Origin of the sequence: Caenimonas sedimenti (assembly GCF_007833165.1) — a bacterium.
Lineage (GTDB): Bacteria > Pseudomonadota > Gammaproteobacteria > Burkholderiales > Burkholderiaceae_C > Ramlibacter > Ramlibacter sedimenti.
The window spans coordinates 15,344-31,447 of record NZ_VOBQ01000005.1 but is presented as its reverse complement, the minus strand read 5'-3'; the positions used below and the strand labels follow the sequence as shown (position 1 = coordinate 31,447).

Here is a 16,104-nt window from a genome sequence, read left to right as displayed (position 1 = left end):
CGAAGATTAGCGCAAGCGCAAGTGGCACTGCAAGACATCGTCGCCCAGACCGTGGCCGGCCTCGGCTACGAACTGGTGGAGCTCGAACGCTCCGCCGGGGGCACCTTGCGGGTGACGATCGACCTGCCATGGCAGCCGGGGTCCGAAGCGACGGTGAACGTCGAAGACTGTGAAAAGGTCACGCGGCAGTTGCAGTACACGCTGGAAGTCGAGGAAGTCGACTACCAGCGGCTGGAAGTGTCATCGCCGGGCATCGACCGGCCGTTACGCAGCGAGCGGGATTTCGAGCGGTTTGCCGGCGAGGTGGTCGACGTCACCCTGAAGGCGCCGATCGGCGCTGCGGCAAAGGCGGCCAATGCGGTCGAGGGCGCGGCCCAGGTGGCGGCGAACCGCCGCAAGTTCCGCGGCACGCTGGAGCGGGCCGAGGCCGGCTGGCAGGTGGTCTGGAGCGATGAGCCCGAGCCCGCCCCGGGCCGGAAGGTGAGCAAGAAGAAGGGGCCTGCACCGCTGCAGGTTCTGGGTTTTACGCTGGACGAGCTGAAGGAAGCACGGCTGGCACCGATTGTGGATTTCAAGGGGCGCAAGCGCCCCGGGGTGCAGGAGCAAGGGAAATGAATCGCGAACTGTTGATGCTGGTGGACGCCATCTCGCGCGAGAAGAACGTGGAACGCGACGTCGTGTTCGGCGCGGTCGAGGCCGCGCTCGCCCAGGCCACCAAGAAGCTCTACCAGGGCGAAGTCGACATCCGTGTGGCCGTGGACCGCGACAGCGGCAACTACGAGACCTTCCGCCGCTGGCTGGTGGTGCCGGACGACGCCGGCCTGCAGAACCCCGACGCCGAAGAACTCCTGATGGACGCGAAGGACCGCATCGCGGACGTCGAGGAAGGCGAATACATCGAGGAAGGCGTCGAATCGGTGCCGATCGGGCGCATCGGTGCGATGGCCGCCAAGCAGGTCATCCTGCAGAAGATCCGCGACGCCGAGCGCGAGATGCTGCTGAACGACTTCATGTCGCGGGGCGACAAGATCTTCGTGGGCACCGTCAAGCGCCTCGACAAGGGCGACATCATCGTCGAGAGCGGCCGCGTCGAAGGGCGCCTGCGCCGCGGCGAGATGATCCCCAAGGAGAACCTGCGCAACGGCGACCGCGTGCGCGCCATGATCATGGAAGTCGACCTGACGCTGCGCGGCGCACCGATCATCCTGTCGCGTTCGGCCCCGGAATTCATGATGGAGCTGTTCCGCCAGGAAGTGCCCGAGATCGAACAGGGCCTGCTGGAGATCAAGAGCTGCGCCCGCGACCCCGGTTCCCGCGCCAAGATCGCCGTGCTGTCGCACGACAAGCGGGTGGACCCCATCGGCACCTGCGTCGGCGTGCGTGGCTCGCGCGTCAACGCCGTCACCAACGAACTCGCCGGCGAGCGCGTCGACATCGTGCTGTGGTCCGAGGACCCCGCGCAGTTCGTGATCGGCGCGCTGGCGCCGGCCAACGTCTCCTCCATCGTGGTGGACGAGGAAAAGCATGCCATGGACGTGGTGGTCGACGAGGAGAACCTCGCCATCGCCATCGGCCGCGGCGGCCAGAACGTGCGATTGGCCAGCGAGCTGACAGGCTGGAAGATCAACATCATGGACGCGAACGAGTCGGCCCAGAAGCAGGCCGAGGAGCAATCCGGCCTGCGCGCGCTGTTCATGGAAAAGCTGGATGTGGACGAGGAAATCGCCGACATCCTGATCGTCGAGGGTTTCACCGGTCTCGAGCAGGTGGCATACGTGCCCATCGAAGAGATGCTGGAGATCGAAAGCTTCGACGAGGACACCGTCAACGAACTGCGCACCCGCGCCAAGGATGCCTTGCTGACCATGGATATCGCGCGCGAGGAAAGCGTGGAAGAAGTCTCGCAGGACCTGCGTGACCTCGACGGCCTGACGCCCACGCTGATCGCCAAGCTCGCCGAGTCCGGCGTGCACACCCGCGATGACCTGGCCGACCTGGCCCTGGACGAACTCACCGACATCACCGGCCAGTCCACGGACGAGGCCAAGTCGCTGATCATGAAAGCCCGCGAGCACTGGTTCACCGGTGCCACGGCGACCCAGGAATGAGCGGGAGGAACTGAGAACACATGTCGAGTACCACCGTCGCCGAGTTCGCGAGCGAACTCAAGAAATCCCCCGACCAGCTGCTGGAGCAGCTGAAGAGCGCCGGCGTGGCCAAGTCCGCCCCGACCGATTCGCTCACCGATGCGGACAAGCAGAAGCTGCTGGGCTACCTCCAGGCCAGCCACGGCACCGCCACGGCCGAACGCAAGAAGATCACCCTGGTGAAGAAGTCCACCAGCGAGATCAAGCAGGCCGATTCGAGCGGCAAGGCGCGCACGATCCAGGTGGAAGTGCGCAAGAAGCGCACTTTCGTCAAGCGTGACGACGGCTCCGACACCACCGTGGTGGAAGCGCCCGAAGCCGCCCAGCCGCCCGCCCCCCCTGGGGTGGACCAGGCCGAGCTGGTCCGCCGCGAGGAAGAAGCGCGCCGCCAGGCCGAACTGATCCGCCGCCAGGAGGAAGAGCTGGCCGCCAAGCGCCGCGAGCGCGAAGAGCAGGAAGCCCGCGCGCGCGCCAACGAAGAAGCACAGCAGGCCGCAGACGTCCGGGCGGCGCAGTACGTCGCCAAGCAGGCCGACGACGTGGCCAACGCCCAGGCAGGCGTCACGGCCGCCAAGGCCGCTGCCGACGAGGCCGCTCAAGCCGTGGCCAAGGCGCAGCAGGAAGCCCGCGACAAGGCTGCCGCCGAATCCAAGGCCCGCGCCGACGAGGAAGCTGCGCGCGCCCAGGACCTCGGCGACCGCCGCCGCAAGGCCGAAGCCGAGGCCGCCGCGATCCGGTCCATGATGTCCGCGCCCAAGAAGGTGCTGGTCGCGAAGGCACCGGAGAAGCCGGTCGCCAAGGCGCCGGAACCCGCGAAGCCGGGCGTCAAGGGCACGCTGCACAAGCCGGCGACGCCGGTGCGCGCGCCTGGAGCCGCGCCCGCTCCGTCGGGCCCGGGTGCCGGCAAGGAAGTGAAGTCCGCCAAGCTGTCGTCCAGCTGGGCGAACGATCCGGCCAAGAAGAAGGAAATCAAGACCCGCGGCGATTCGTCCGGCGGCGTCGGGCGCAATTCCTGGCGAGGCGGCCCGCGTGGCCGCAAGGACCACCGGGATCACCGCGACGATTCGCAGTCCTCCGCACCGGTCGAAGCGCGCGTGCTCGAAGTGCACGTGCCGGAAACGATCACGGTCGCCGAGCTCGCCCACAAGATGGCGATCAAGGCCTCCGAGGTCATCAAGTCGCTGATGAAGATGGGCCAGCTGGTCACCATCAACCAGTCGCTGGACCAGGACACGGCCATGATCGTGGTCGAGGAAATGGGCCACAAGGCGGTGACGGCCGCGCTGGACGACCCGGAAGCGTTCACCGAGGACGACACCGCCCAGCAGGACGTCGAATCCGTGTCGCGCGCACCGGTCGTCACGGTGATGGGCCACGTCGACCACGGCAAGACCTCGCTGCTGGATTACATCCGGCGCGCCAAGGTCGCCGCGGGCGAAGCCGGCGGCATCACCCAGCACATCGGTGCCTATCACGTGGAAACCCCGCGCGGCATGATCTCGTTCCTGGACACCCCGGGCCACGAGGCGTTCACCGCCATGCGGGCGCGCGGCGCGCAGGCGACCGACATCGTCATCCTGGTGGTGGCGGCGGACGACGGCGTGATGCCGCAGACCAAGGAAGCCATCAAGCACGCGAAAGCGGCGGGTGTGCCGATCGTGGTCGCCATCAACAAGATCGACAAGCCGGATGCCAACCTCGACCGCGTGAAGCAGGAACTGGTGGCCGAGCAGGTCGTGCCGGAAGAGTACGGTGGCGAGTCGCCGTTCGTCCCGGTGTCCGCCAAGACGGGCGCGGGCATCGACGCCCTGCTGGAGCAGGTGCTGCTGCAGGCCGAAGTGCTCGAACTGAAGGCGCCCGTCGATTCCCTGGCCAAGGGCCTGGTCATCGAGGCGCAGCTGGACAAGGGCCGCGGCCCGGTCGCCACCGTGCTGGTGCAGTCCGGCACGCTGAAAGTGGGCGACGTCGTGCTGGCCGGCCAGACCTTCGGCCGCGTGCGCGCCATGCTGGACGAGAACGGCAAGTCGATCAAATCGGCCGGCCCCTCGATTCCGGTGGAGATCCAGGGCCTGACCGAAGTGCCGCAGGCGGGCGACGAATTCATGGTGATGACCGACGAGCGCCGTGCGCGCGAAATCGCGACCTACCGTGCCGGCAAGTTCCGCAACACCAAGCTGGCCAAGCAGCAGGCCGCCAAGCTGGAAAACATGTTCACCGACATGACGGCCGGCGAGGTCAAGACCGTGCCGATCATCATCAAGGCCGACGTGCAGGGCTCGCAGGAAGCGCTCGCGCAGTCGCTGCTCAAGCTCTCGACCGACGAGGTCAAGGTGCAGATGGTGTACGCCGCGGTGGGCGCGATCAGCGAGTCCGACGTGAACCTGGCCATCGCCTCCAAGGCGCTGATCATCGGCTTCAACGTGCGTGCCGATTCGGGCGCGCGCAAGACCGCCGAAGGCAATGGCGTCGACATCCGCTACTACAGCATCATCTATGACGCCGTGGACGAGCTGAAGGTCGCCATGTCCGGGATGCTGGCTCCGGAGAAGAAGGAAGAAGTCATCGGCTCCGCCGAGATTCGCACCGTCTTCGTGGCCTCCAAGATCGGCACGGTGGCCGGTTGCATGGTCACCTCCGGCGTGGTCACCCGCAGCGCGCATTTCCGCCTGCTGCGCGACAACGTCGTCATCTACACGGGCGAGCTCGAATCGCTCAAGCGCGTGAAGGACGACGTGCGCGAAGTCAAGGAAGGCTTCGAGTGCGGTATCAAGCTGAAGAACTACAACGACATCAAGGAAGGCGACCAGCTCGAATTCTTCGAGGTGAAAGAGATCGCCCGTACGCTATAACGCCCAACAGGAAACGAGGCTCGCTGCGCGAGCCTCGTCCTTGTGTTTGATGAAGAAAAGGTCCTCCTCACCCAACCGCGGTTTCCAGATCGCCGACCAGATCCAGCGCGATCTGTCGGAGCTGATCGCGCGCGAGCTGAAGGACCCGCGGGTGGGCATGGTGACCATCAACGCGGTGGAAGTCACGCCCGACTACGCCCATGCCAAGGTCTTCTACAGCATCCTCACCGGTGACCCGGAAGAGACGCAGGAGGCCCTGAGCCAGGCCGCCGGCTTTCTGCGCAACGGCCTGTTCAAGCGGCTGCACATCCACACGGTGCCCACGCTGCACTTCCAGTTCGACCGCACCACCGAGCGCGCGGCCGACATGAACGCCCTGATCGCCAAGGCGGTCTCTTCCCGTTCCAAGGAGGAGTAGCCTTGAACGCGCCACGCACCAGGGTGCAGCGGCGCCCTGTGCATGGGGTGTTGCTGCTCGACAAACCGCTGGGTCTCTCCAGCAACGATGCGCTGCAGAAGGCCAAATGGCTGCTGCGGGCGGAAAAGGCCGGCCACACCGGCACGCTTGATCCCATGGCGACCGGCGTGCTGCCGCTTTGCTTCGGGGCCGCCACCAAGTTCAGCCAACTCCACCTCGACGCCGACAAGACCTATGAGGCCGTCGCCCGCCTGGGCGTCCGCACCACCACCGGCGATGCCGAAGGTGAAGTGATCGAGGAGAGGGACGTGCCGCGCATCGCCCCCGGCAAGCTGGCCGAGGTGCGGGGCCGGTTCCTGGGCGCACTCCAGCAGGTGCCGCCCATGTACAGCGCGCTCAAGCGCGATGGCAAGGCCCTCTACGAATACGCCCGTGCGGGTGTCGAAGTCGTGCGTGAGGCGCGCGACGTGCACATCCACGAGCTGAACCTGGCGCTGGCCACCGACAAGGACGCGCCCACGCTGCGCATCGTCGCCAAGGTCAGCAAGGGCACCTACATCCGCACGCTGGCCGAAGACATCGGCGAAGCGCTGGGCTGTGGTGCCTCCCTCATCGCGCTGCGGCGCCTCGCCACCGGTCCGTTCGACGTGGCGCAGTGCGTGACGCTGGAACAGCTGGAGGCGATGAGCGAAGACGCCCGTCGCGCAGCCTTGCTCCCGGTCCAGGCGCTGCTGCCGGATCACACGGCCGTCACGCTCGACCCCGAAAATGCGGGGCGCTTCCTCTCCGGCCTGCGGCGCCGGGGTGAGTGGCCGGACGAACGAACCGTGGCCGTCTATGGCCATGAACCGCGCGCCTTGCTCGGTACGGCGCACGTCAAGGCCGGCGAACTGATCCCGGGGCGGCTGCTCGCCCCCACCGAAATCCAACAAATCCTGCAGAGCACATCATGAGCAACCAACAGATCCGAAACATCGCCATCATCGCGCACGTCGACCACGGCAAGACCACCCTGGTGGACCAGCTGCTGCGCCAGAGCGGCACCTTCCGCGAAAACGAGAAGGTGACGGAGCGCGTGATGGACAGCAACGACATCGAGCGTGAACGCGGCATCACCATCCTGGCCAAGAACTGCGCGGTCAGCTGGAAGGGCACGCACATCAACATCGTCGACACGCCCGGCCACGCCGACTTCGGCGGCGAAGTGGAGCGTGCGCTGTCGATGGTCGACGGCGTGGTGCTGCTGATCGACGCGGTCGAGGGCCCGATGCCGCAGACCCGCTTCGTCACGAAGAAGGCGCTGGCCCTGGGCCTGAAGCCGATCGTGGTGGTGAACAAGGTTGACCGGCCCGGCTCGCGCCCCGACTACGTGATCAACGCGGCGTTCGACCTCTTCGACAAGCTGGGTGCCACCGATGAACAGCTCGATTTCCCCGTGGTGTACGCCTCCGGGCTGAACGGCTGGGCCACCCTGAAGGAAGGCACGCCCGGCGAGAAATGGGGCGAGGACCTCGCCCCCCTGTTCGACACGGTGCTGCAGCACGTGCCCGCGCACGCCGGCGACGTCGCCGCGCCGCTGCAGCTGCAGATTTCCAGCATGGATTACTCCACTTACCTGGGCCGCATCGGCGTCGGCCGCATCAACGAGGGCACCTTGAAGTGCCCGATGGATGTCGTGATGATGGCCGGCCCGGACGCCACGCCGGTGAAGTGCCGCATCAACAACGTGATGACCTTCGAAGGCCTGGAGCGCCACCAGCTGCAGCCCGGCGAAGAGGCGTACCCGGGCCACATCGTGCTGGTCTCCGGCATCGAGGACATCGCCCTCGGCGTGACGATCACGGACCCCCTGAATCCGAAGCCCCTGCCCATGCTGAAGGTGGACGAGCCGACGCTGACCATGAACTTCCAGGTCAACGCCTCGCCCCTCGCCGGCCGCGAAGGCAAGTTCATCACCAGCCGCCAGGTCCGTGACCGCCTCGAGCGGGAACTGCAGTCCAACATGGCGCTGCGCGTGAAGGACACCGACGAGGAGGGCGTGTTCGAAGTCTCCGGCCGCGGTGAACTGCACCTGACCATCCTGCTGGAGAACATGCGGCGCGAAGGCTACGAGCTGGCCGTCTCCAAGCCGCGCGTGGTCTTCAAGGAGGAGGGCGGGCAGCGCCTGGAGCCGATCGAACTGCTGACCGTGGACCTGGAGGAGGGCCACCAGGGTGGCGTGATGCAGGCACTGGGCGAGCGCAAGGGCGACCTGGTGAACATGGAACCGGACGGCCGCGGCCGCGTGCGCCTGGAATACCGGATTCCCGCGCGGGGGCTGATCGGCTTCCAGAACGAATTCCTGAACCTCACCCGCGGCACCGGCCTGGCGTCGAACATCTTCGACGGCTACGAGCCGTACAAGGGCGAGATCGCCAACCGCAAGAACGGCGTGCTGATCTCGATGGACGATGGCGAGATCGTGACCTACGCCCTCGGCAAGCTGGAAGACCGCGGCCGCATGTTCGTGAAGGCCGGGGACCCGGTCTACGAAGGCATGATCGTGGGCATCCACAGCCGCGACAACGACCTCGTCGTGAACGCGGTGCGCATGAAGCAGCTGACCAACTTCCGCGTCTCCGGCAAGGAGGACGCGATCAAGATCACGCCGCCCATCATGCTGACGCTGGAGTACGCAGTGGAATTCATCGAGGACGACGAGCTGGTGGAGATCACGCCGAAGTCGATCCGCCTGCGCAAGCGGTACCTGAAGGAGCATGAGCGCAAGCGCGCCCTGCGCGAAGCCGCGTAAGATTTCGGGCTTCGCGCGCACAGAAGAAGAAAACGCAGGATGAAGCTCACCCACACCCAGGCCGTCTTCCTCATGGTGGCCGTGACCCTGATGTGGTCGATCGCGGGGGTCATCACCCGGCAGCTGGAACACGCGCGCAGCTTCGAGATCACCTTCTGGCGCAGCTTCTTCACCGTGCTGTCGCTGCTGGTCATCCTGCCCTTCTTCCAGGGGCGCGAAGTGTTCGCCAAGATCCGGCACGGCGGCAAGGCCTTGTGGGTCTCCGGGCTGTGCTGGAGCGTGATGTTCACCGCCTTCATGGTGGCGCTCACGCTGACCAGCGTGGCCAACGTGCTGGTCACGCTGGCGCTGGGCCCCTTCCTCACGGCGCTGGTTGCACGGGTATTCATCGGCCACCGGATCCCGCTGCGGACCTGGACCGCCATCGTCGTGGCGGGCGCGGGCATCGCCTACATGTACGGCGCGCAATTCCAGAGCGGTCAGCTCGCCGGCACGCTCGTGGCGCTGTGCGTGCCGATCGCCGGCGCCATCAACTGGACGGTCACGCAGCGCTCACATGCCCTGGGCCAGGACATCGATCTCGTGCCGGCCGTCCTGGTCGGCGCCATCATCTCCTCGCTGGCCACTTTGCCGCTGGCGATGCCGTTCCAGGCGTCGGCGCACGACGTCGGACTGCTCGCGTTGCTGGGCCTGGTGCAGCTGGCGATCCCCTGCGCGCTCTCTGTCGTCTGCGCGCGCGTGCTGAAGGCGCCGGAGATCGCGTTGCTGGCGCTGCTCGAAGTCATCTTCGGCATCGTGCTCGCCTGGGTGGGTGCCGATGAAATTCCGAGCCAGACCGTGCTGGCGGGTGGCGCGCTGGTGATCGGCGCGCTGGTGGTGAACGAACTTGTAGGTTGGAGGCAGCGGGCATGAGCGACGTCATGGTGGAATTGCGGGGGGCGGCGGGATTGATCACGCTGAACCGTCCGCGTGCACTCAATGCACTGTCCCTGGACATGATCCGCTCGCTCACCGCGGCCTTGCTGGCCTGGCGGGACGACGATGAGGTGAAGCTGGTCGCCATCCGGGGCATGGGCAAGGAAGGGCCGTTCGGCGCATTCTGCGCCGGAGGCGACATCCGCTTCTTTCACCAGGCGGTCCTCGCCGGCGACCCCCGGCTCGAGGATTTCTTCACCGAGGAATACGCCCTCAACCACCTGATCCACCGGTTCCCGAAACCCTACGTTGTCTTCCTGGACGGCGTCGTGATGGGGGGCGGCATGGGCATTTCCGGACACGGCAATCCCAACAGCATGCGCATCGTCACCGAGCGTACCCGCATGGCCATGCCCGAGACGCTGATCGGTCTGTTCCCGGACGTGGGCGGCGGCTGGTTCCTGGGCCGCTGTCCCGGGCGCGTGGGCGAATACCTGGCGCTCACGGGGCATGCACTCGGCGGCGACGATGCATGCGCGGCCCTGCTGGCGGACGGTGTCGTGAACAGCGCCGAGCTGGAGTCGATCTGGACGGAACTCGCCGCCGGCGGCTTGGCCGCATTGCCTGGCGTGCGTGAGCGGCTGGGGGCTCCCATGGGCGAGACACCGCACCTGGGGCCGCATCGCGAACAGATCGACCGCATCTTCGGGCTGCACAGTGTGGCCGCCATCCTCAGGGCACTCGAAGCGGAGCCGGATGGGGTGTGGGTCTCGCAAACGGCCAATGCGCTGCGCAAGGCCTCTCCACTGATGCTGAACGTCACGCTGGAACAGGTGCGGCGCGCCCGCGGCCTGACGCTCGCGGACGAACTGCGGATGGAACGTGGCATCGTGCGTCGTTGTTTCCAGCTTCGCCCCGGGACGGCCAGCGAGACGATGGAAGGCATCCGGGCCATGGCGATCGACAAGGACCATGAGCCGCGCTGGAACCCGGAGACGGCCGAGGAAGTCGTGACGGAAATGGTGGGAGCGTACTTCGACAGCCCCTGGCCGGCGCACGCGCACCCGCTGCGGCACCTGGACTGAGCCCGGCCTACTTGTGGCGCTCTTTCATGGCGCGCTCCACTTCCCGCTTGCCTTCGCGCTCCTTGATGGTGTCGCGCTTGTCGTGCTCGGCCTTGCCCTTGGCCAACGCGATCTCGCACTTGACCTTGCTGTCTTTCCAGTAGAGGTTGAGCGGCACCAGCGTGTAGCCCTTCTGCTCGACCTTCCCGATCAGCCGCCGGATCTGCTCCTTGTGCATCAGCAGCTTCTTGGTGCGCTGCGCCTCGGGGCTGACATGGGTGGACGCGGTCTTGAGCGCGTTGATCTGGCAGCCGATCAGGTACAGCTCCCCCTCGCGGATGACCACGTAGCCGTCCGTCAGCTGGACCTTGCCTTCGCGCAGCGCCTTCACCTCCCAGCCTTGCAGCACCATGCCGGCCTCGAACTTCTCCTCGAAGAAGTAGTTGTAGGCGGCTTTCTTGTTGTCGGCGATGCGGCTGGCGTTGTTCTTCTTTTGGGTCATGGCTGACAGGTGGGTGCGCAGAGCACTCTCTACAATCCCGCACGGAGCAGGGCTCAGCATTCTCCATGAAAAACGTCCACCGATCCGTGCTCATCTGGTACAGCGCCGAGGAGATGTTCGGCCTGGTGACCGACATCCCCAAGTACCCGGAATTCCTGCCGTGGTGCGATCACGCGTCGATCCTGGCGCTGGAGCCGGACGGCGTGAAGGCACAGATCGGCATCGCTTTCGGCGGCATCCACCAGACTTTCACCACGCGCAATGTCCACGCCCCGGGGCGCGAAGTGAAGATGAAGCTGGTCGACGGGCCCTTTTCCCAGCTGGACGGCCGCTGGCTGTTCACGCCCCTGGGCAAGGCGCCGGGTGAGCGCGCCTGCAAGGTGGCGCTGGAGCTGCACTACACGTTCAAGAACCCCGGGCTGGCGACGCTCGTGGGCCCGGTGTTCGACAAGATCGCGGGCAACCTGGTCGATGCCTTCGTGAAACGTGCCGAGCAGGTCTTCGGCCAGTGACGACCGTGCGCGTGACGGTCACCTGTTCTCCAGCCCACCGCGAAGTGCTGGAGCGGCACCTGGAAATGCCGGCGGGCTGCACCGTGCGGGATGCGGTGGCCGCCAGCGGCCTGGCCGCCGCGGCGACCCTGCCCGATCCGGGCCAGGCGAGCGTGGGCATCTGGGGGCGCCGATGCGGCTGGGACCAGCCGTTGCGCGAAGGGGACCGGGTGGAGATCTACCGGGGCCTGGCCGTCGACCCGAAGGTCGCCAGGCGCGAAAGGTTTCGCGGGCAGGGGGCCCGTGCCACGGGCCTGTTCGCCAGGAAAAGGCCGGGTGCGAAGCCCGGCTACTGAGTGCCGCGCCTCAGGCGCATTCCTTGGCGATGATGCCTTCGAGGCGCTTGACCTCGGCGTCGCGCTGCTTGTCGTCAAGAATCTCGCGTTCGCCCTTCGCATTGGTTCGGGCAATGCGAATGCCGGAGTCGAAAGTCGCCTTGCTCGACTTCGCGCGGTTGCAATTCTCCGCGCGTGCCAGGGCGAACTTGGCGTCTTCCTGCTTCTTCTTTTCGGCCGCGGCGGCTTCCATTTCCTTCTTCTTCGCTTCGAGTCCCTTGTCCTTGCCGCTGGGCCGGGGCATGCTGGCCGCAGCCTGGGCCGGCGCGGCCGCGGTCGTGGTGGCGCCCGCGGCTGCGGGGTCAGCCCCCGGGGCGGCCGTGGCGTCCGCCGGTGCGGCGGCCGGCGCCGCGCTGCTGCCGGCTGGCTGCTTCAACACCCGGTTCGCCGGGATGTCCGACGGTGGCGGGCGGTCGCTGAAGACCTTGCGGCCATCCTTGTCCAGCCATTGCCATTGCGCCATGGCGAGCGCGGGCAGCGCGCAGGCCAGCGCGAGGAGGAGGGGACGAAGCTTTTTCATCGCGGCAGTGTAGCGCGACTCACCTATTTTGCCGATGGGCACTTTACGGAGCCGAGACCAAGCCCCCAGAGGGGGCGTGCGAAATTCCACACGGGTAGAATCCGTTTTTTGGAGCCCCGACATGCGCCTTCTAGGAAATGCGCTCACCTTCGACGATGTGTTGCTGGTGCCTGCGTTCTCCCAAGTCCTCCCCAAGGACACTTCCCTCGCGACCCGCCTCTCCCGGAACATCACCCTGAACCTGCCGCTGGTGTCCGCCGCCATGGACACAGTCACCGAGGCCCGCCTGGCCATCGCGATCGCGCAGGAAGGCGGCATGGGCATCGTCCACAAGAACCTCACGCCCAAGCAGCAGGCCGCGGAGGTGTCGCGGGTGAAGCGGTACGAATCGGGCGTCCTGCGCGACCCGGTGGTCATCACGCCGCAGCACACCGTCCGCCAGGTGAGCGACCTGTCGGAGCAACTCGGCATCTCGGGCTTCCCGGTCATCGACGGCGGCAAGGTCGTGGGCATCGTCACCGGCCGTGACCTGCGCTTCGAGACGCGCTACGACGTGCCCGTGACGCAGATCATGACGCCGCGCGACAAGCTGATCACCGTCAAGGAGGGCACCAGTGCCGCCGAGGCGAAGGCGCTGCTGAACAAGTACAAGCTGGAGCGCCTGCTCGTGGTGAACGATGCCTTCGAGCTGAAGGGGCTGATCACCGTCAAGGACATCTTCAAGCAGACCAGTTTCCCGAACGCCGCCCGTGACGCCTCGGGCCGGCTGCGGGTTGGCGCGGCGGTTGGCGTCGGCGAGGGCACCGAGGAGCGCGTGGAAGCCCTGGTGAAGGCCGGCGTGGACGCCATCGTGGTCGACACCGCGCACGGGCACAGCAAGGGCGTGATCGAGCGGGTACGCTGGGTCAAGCAGAACTATCCGCAGGTCGACGTGATCGGGGGCAACATCGCCACCGGTGCCGCGGCGCGCGCGCTGGTCGAGGTGGGCGCCGACGCGGTGAAAGTCGGCATCGGTCCCGGCTCGATCTGCACGACGCGCATCGTGGCGGGCGTGGGCGTGCCGCAGATCACCGCCATCGACAACGTCGCCACTGCGCTGGCGGGCAGCGGCGTGCCTCTGATCGCCGACGGCGGCATTCGCTATTCCGGGGACATCGCGAAGGCCATCGCGGCCGGCGCCACGACCGTGATGATGGGCGGCGTGTTCGCCGGCACCGAAGAGGCGCCGGGCGAGATCGTGCTGTACCAGGGCCGCAGCTACAAGAGCTACCGCGGCATGGGATCCATCGGCGCCATGCAGCAGGGCAGTGCCGACCGCTACTTCCAGGAGTCGAGCACCGGCAACCCCAACGCCGACAAGCTGGTGCCCGAAGGCATCGAAGGCCGTGTGCCCTACAAGGGCTCGATGGTCTCCATCATCTTCCAGATGGCCGGGGGCGTCCGCGCGGCGATGGGCTATTGCGGCTGCGCGACCATCGAAGAGATGCGGCAAAAGGCCGAATTCGTCCAGATCACCGCGGCCGGCATGCGCGAGAGCCACGTGCACGACGTGCAGATCACCAAGGAAGCGCCGAATTATCGGGCCGACTGATTCTGGCCAGATTTGCAAAGATGGGCCTGATGGTTTAAAATCAGGCCCGCTTTCAAGTTCTAGCCAGAATCATGCAAACCGTTCCCATTCACCAGGCCAAGGATCGATTTTCCGCGCTGCTGCTGGCGGTCGAAGAGGGCGAGGAGGTCGTCATCACCCGCCACGGCAAGAAGATCGCGCGGATTGTCAGGGAGAGCGACCCGGTTCCCGACGAGGCTGAGCGCGAACGCGCCCGCCAGGAGGCGATTGCCGAACTCAACGCCTTCCGCGCGCTCGTGAAACCCGATCCGGAGTACCGCAAAGGCGATTGGAAAACCTACCGCGACGAGGGACGCCGTTGAAGCCGATCGTGCTGGATGCGTCGGCGACGGCTCCCTGGTTCCTGCCGGACGAGCAGACGCCCGTGGGCGACCAGCTGTATGCCGACGTCCGCAGTGGCGGCGGCATCTTCTGGGCCCCGGCGCTGTGGCTTTGGGAGACGGCGAACATCCTGCTCGTCGCCGTCCGGCGCGGACGATTCGATGCCGACAGCGCCGATCGTGCCCTGGCCTTGCTGGCCCGCTGCCCGATCCAGCTCGATGCCATGCCGGATGCCCATCGCCGGGCCCAAACGATGCGGCTGGCCCACGTGCACACCTTGAGCTACTACGACGCGGCGTACCTGGAATTGGCGCTGAGGCTCAACAGCCAGCTGGCCTCCGCCGACCGCCGCCTCTGCGAAGCCGCGAAGAGCTGTGGCATCCCATGTCTGGACCTCTGAATGCAACACGACAAGATCCTCATTCTCGACTTCGGCTCCCAGGTCACCCAGCTCATCGCCCGGCGCGTCCGCGAAGCGCATGTCCTTTCCGAAGTGCATCCCTGCGATGTGTCGGACGACTGGATCCGCGAGTACGCCGCTGACGGCCGGCTGAAAGGCGTGATCCTGTCCGGCAGCCATGCCAGCGTCTACGAGGAGACGACGGACAAGGCGCCTCAGGCCGTTTTCGAGCTGGGCGTGCCGGTCCTCGGCATCTGCTACGGCATGCAGACCATGGCGCACCAGCTGGGCGGCAAGGTCGAAGGCGGGCACAAGCGGGAGTTCGGGTTCGCGGCGGTGCGGGCGCGCGGCCACACCGAGCTGCTGCGGGACATCGCCGACTACACCACGGCCGAAGGCCACGGCATGCTGAACGTCTGGATGTCGCATGGCGACAAGGTCGTCGAGATGCCGCCGGGTTTCAAGCTCATGGCCTCGACCGAGAGCTGCCCGATCGCCGCCATGGCGGACGAGGCGCGGAAGTTCTATGCCATCCAGTTCCATGCCGAGGTGACGCACACGGTGCAGGGCAGGGCGATCCTCGAGCGCTTCGTCCTGGGCATCTGCCAGGCGCGGCCCGACTGGGTGATGCGCGACCACGTTGCCGAAGCCGTTGAAGCCATCCGGAAGCAGGTGGGCGACGAGGAGGTGATCCTGGGCCTGTCGGGTGGTGTCGACTCCTCCGTGGCCGCCGCCTTGATCCATCGCGCGATTGGCGACCAGCTCACCTGCGTCTTCGTCGATCACGGCCTGCTGCGCCTCGACGAAGGCGACATGGTGATGGAGATGTTCGCCGGCAAGCTGCACGCGAAGGTCGTGCGCGTGGACGCCGCCGACCTGTTCCTGGGCAAGCTGGCGGGCGTGAGCGAGCCGGAAGCCAAGCGCAAGATCATCGGCGGCCTGTTCGTGGACGTGTTCAAGGCGGAGGCCGCGAAGATCAAGGCCAGCCACGCTCGGCACGTCGCCTGGCTGGCCCAGGGCACGATCTACCCGGATGTCATCGAATCCGGCGGTGCCAAGAGCAAGAAAGCCGTCACCATCAAGAGCCATCACAACGTGGGCGGCCTGCCCGAACAGCTCGGCCTGAAACTGCTGGAGCCGCTGCGCGACCTGTTCAAGGACGAAGTGCGCGAACTGGGCGTGGCCCTGGGCCTGCCGCCGGAGATGGTTTACCGCCACCCCTTCCCGGGGCCCGGCCTGGGCGTGCGCATCCTCGGCGAAGTGAAGAAGGAATACGCCGACCTGCTGCGCCGCGCCGATGCGATCTTCATCGAGGAACTGCGCAACTTCCGGGACGAGTCTAGCGGCAAGAGCTGGTATGACCTCACCAGCCAGGCTTTCACCGTCTTCCTGCCGGTCAAGAGCGTGGGCGTGATGGGTGACGGCCGCACCTATGACTACGTGGTCGCATTGCGGGCGGTGCAGACCAGCGACTTCATGACTGCCGACTGGGCCGAGCTGCCCTATGCGCTGTTGAAGAAGGTGTCGAGCCGGATCATCAACGAGGTCCGGGGCATCAACCGGGTGACCTACGACGTGAGCAGCAAGCCGCCGGCGACCATCGAATGGGAATGAACCAGGGGCCGCGCAGATCGCGGCGCCGGATCTATTTCGGTTTGGAC

At 66.5% G+C, this 16,104-nt stretch carries 16 protein-coding genes; 14 read left to right on the top strand and 2 right to left on the bottom strand.

The window, feature by feature from the left end:
• Window positions 1–21: 21 nt before the first annotated feature.
• Genes rimP through FN976_RS07505 form a run of 8 tightly spaced genes read left to right on the top strand, consistent with a single transcriptional unit; the run spans window position 22 to window position 10,205 of the window.
• Window positions 22–615, top strand: a complete 594-nt coding sequence (rimP, locus tag FN976_RS07540) for a ribosome maturation factor RimP (RefSeq protein ID WP_145892398.1) — start codon at window positions 22–24, stop codon at window positions 613–615.
• Window positions 612–2,108 carry a transcription termination factor NusA gene (gene nusA, locus FN976_RS07535; RefSeq protein WP_145892397.1) on the top strand — a complete coding sequence of 499 codons (1,497 nt, stop codon included), beginning with the start codon at window positions 612–614 and terminating at the stop codon, window positions 2,106–2,108. The genes rimP and nusA overlap by 4 nt, the downstream gene beginning before the upstream one ends.
• A 20-nt stretch (window positions 2,109–2,128) precedes the next feature.
• Complete coding sequence (infB, locus tag FN976_RS07530; RefSeq protein ID WP_145892396.1) at window positions 2,129–4,996, top strand: translation initiation factor IF-2; 2,868 nt, start codon at window positions 2,129–2,131, stop codon at window positions 4,994–4,996.
• Between the two features lie 49 nt (window positions 4,997–5,045).
• Window positions 5,046–5,414, top strand: a complete 369-nt coding sequence (gene rbfA / locus FN976_RS07525; RefSeq protein ID WP_145892395.1) for a 30S ribosome-binding factor RbfA — start codon at window positions 5,046–5,048, stop codon at window positions 5,412–5,414.
• 2 nt (window positions 5,415–5,416) lie between these two features.
• A complete protein-coding gene (truB, locus tag FN976_RS07520) occupies window positions 5,417–6,367 on the top strand; it encodes a tRNA pseudouridine(55) synthase TruB (RefSeq protein ID WP_145892394.1) in 951 nt (316 codons plus the stop codon).
• On the top strand, window positions 6,364–8,205 hold the full coding sequence (typA, locus tag FN976_RS07515; protein ID WP_145892393.1) for a translational GTPase TypA: 1,842 nt from the start codon (window positions 6,364–6,366) through the stop codon (window positions 8,203–8,205). Before truB ends, typA begins: the two co-directional genes overlap by 4 nt.
• 39 nt (window positions 8,206–8,244) lie before the next feature.
• Window positions 8,245–9,117, top strand: coding sequence for a DMT family transporter (locus FN976_RS07510; RefSeq protein WP_145892392.1), 873 nt, complete (start codon window positions 8,245–8,247; stop codon window positions 9,115–9,117).
• Window positions 9,114–10,205, top strand: a complete 1,092-nt coding sequence (locus FN976_RS07505; protein ID WP_145892391.1) for an enoyl-CoA hydratase/isomerase family protein — start codon at window positions 9,114–9,116, stop codon at window positions 10,203–10,205. The genes FN976_RS07510 and FN976_RS07505 overlap by 4 nt, the downstream gene beginning before the upstream one ends.
• A gap of 7 nt (window positions 10,206–10,212) precedes the next feature.
• On the opposite strand, the gene smpB is transcribed toward FN976_RS07505, so the two are convergent.
• On the bottom strand, window positions 10,213–10,686 hold the full coding sequence (gene smpB, locus FN976_RS07500; RefSeq protein ID WP_145892390.1) for an SsrA-binding protein SmpB: 474 nt from the start codon (window positions 10,684–10,686) through the stop codon (window positions 10,213–10,215).
• 65 nt (window positions 10,687–10,751) lie between these two features.
• Here smpB and FN976_RS07495 point away from each other — a divergent pair, with 65 nt between their 5' ends.
• Window positions 10,752–11,198, top strand: a complete 447-nt coding sequence (locus tag FN976_RS07495) for a type II toxin-antitoxin system RatA family toxin (RefSeq protein ID WP_145892389.1) — start codon at window positions 10,752–10,754, stop codon at window positions 11,196–11,198.
• Window positions 11,195–11,533: an RnfH family protein gene (locus FN976_RS07490; RefSeq protein ID WP_145892388.1), complete on the top strand. Its 339-nt coding sequence runs from the start codon at window positions 11,195–11,197 to the stop codon at window positions 11,531–11,533. Before FN976_RS07495 ends, FN976_RS07490 begins: the two co-directional genes overlap by 4 nt.
• 10 nt (window positions 11,534–11,543) lie before the next feature.
• Here FN976_RS07490 and FN976_RS07485 read toward each other — a convergent pair whose 3' ends face one another.
• Window positions 11,544–12,092 carry a DUF4124 domain-containing protein gene (locus tag FN976_RS07485; protein WP_145892387.1) on the bottom strand — a complete coding sequence of 183 codons (549 nt, stop codon included), beginning with the start codon at window positions 12,090–12,092 and terminating at the stop codon, window positions 11,544–11,546.
• A 121-nt stretch (window positions 12,093–12,213) separates the two neighbouring features.
• Between FN976_RS07485 and guaB the strand changes: the two genes are divergently transcribed.
• The 4 genes from guaB to guaA all read left to right on the top strand — a co-directional run bounded on the left by guaB (window position 12,214) and on the right by guaA (window position 16,057).
• Window positions 12,214–13,683, top strand: a complete 1,470-nt coding sequence (gene guaB / locus FN976_RS07480; RefSeq protein ID WP_145892386.1) for an IMP dehydrogenase — start codon at window positions 12,214–12,216, stop codon at window positions 13,681–13,683.
• Window positions 13,684–13,754: 71 nt separating this feature from the next.
• Window positions 13,755–14,024, top strand: a complete 270-nt coding sequence (locus FN976_RS07475) for a type II toxin-antitoxin system Phd/YefM family antitoxin (protein WP_145892385.1) — start codon at window positions 13,755–13,757, stop codon at window positions 14,022–14,024.
• Window positions 14,021–14,443: a type II toxin-antitoxin system VapC family toxin gene (locus tag FN976_RS07470; protein WP_186510781.1), complete on the top strand. Its 423-nt coding sequence runs from the start codon at window positions 14,021–14,023 to the stop codon at window positions 14,441–14,443. Before FN976_RS07475 ends, FN976_RS07470 begins: the two co-directional genes overlap by 4 nt.
• Window positions 14,444–16,057, top strand: coding sequence for a glutamine-hydrolyzing GMP synthase (gene guaA / locus FN976_RS07465; RefSeq protein WP_145892383.1), 1,614 nt, complete (start codon window positions 14,444–14,446; stop codon window positions 16,055–16,057).
• Window positions 16,058–16,104: the final 47 nt, after the last annotated feature.

Excerpts from the sequence above, each read along its gene's own strand:
- nusA (WP_145892397.1), top strand. The coding sequence starts at position 612 with ATGAATCGCGAACTGTTGATGCTGGTGGACGCCATCTCGCGCGAGAAG.
- infB (WP_145892396.1), top strand. The coding sequence starts at position 2,129 with ATGTCGAGTACCACCGTCGCCGAGTTCGCGAGCGAACTCAAGAAATCC.
- rbfA (WP_145892395.1), top strand. The coding sequence starts at position 5,046 with ATGAAGAAAAGGTCCTCCTCACCCAACCGCGGTTTCCAGATCGCCGAC.
- typA (WP_145892393.1), top strand. The coding sequence starts at position 6,364 with ATGAGCAACCAACAGATCCGAAACATCGCCATCATCGCGCACGTCGAC.
- FN976_RS07510 (WP_145892392.1), top strand. The coding sequence starts at position 8,245 with ATGAAGCTCACCCACACCCAGGCCGTCTTCCTCATGGTGGCCGTGACC.
- FN976_RS07505 (WP_145892391.1), top strand. The coding sequence starts at position 9,114 with ATGAGCGACGTCATGGTGGAATTGCGGGGGGCGGCGGGATTGATCACG.
- smpB (WP_145892390.1), bottom strand. The coding sequence starts at position 10,686 with ATGACCCAAAAGAAGAACAACGCCAGCCGCATCGCCGACAACAAGAAA.
- FN976_RS07495 (WP_145892389.1), top strand. The coding sequence starts at position 10,752 with ATGAAAAACGTCCACCGATCCGTGCTCATCTGGTACAGCGCCGAGGAG.
- FN976_RS07485 (WP_145892387.1), bottom strand. The coding sequence starts at position 12,092 with ATGAAAAAGCTTCGTCCCCTCCTCCTCGCGCTGGCCTGCGCGCTGCCC.
- guaB (WP_145892386.1), top strand. The coding sequence starts at position 12,214 with ATGCGCCTTCTAGGAAATGCGCTCACCTTCGACGATGTGTTGCTGGTG.
- FN976_RS07475 (WP_145892385.1), top strand. The coding sequence starts at position 13,755 with ATGCAAACCGTTCCCATTCACCAGGCCAAGGATCGATTTTCCGCGCTG.
- guaA (WP_145892383.1), top strand. The coding sequence starts at position 14,444 with ATGCAACACGACAAGATCCTCATTCTCGACTTCGGCTCCCAGGTCACC.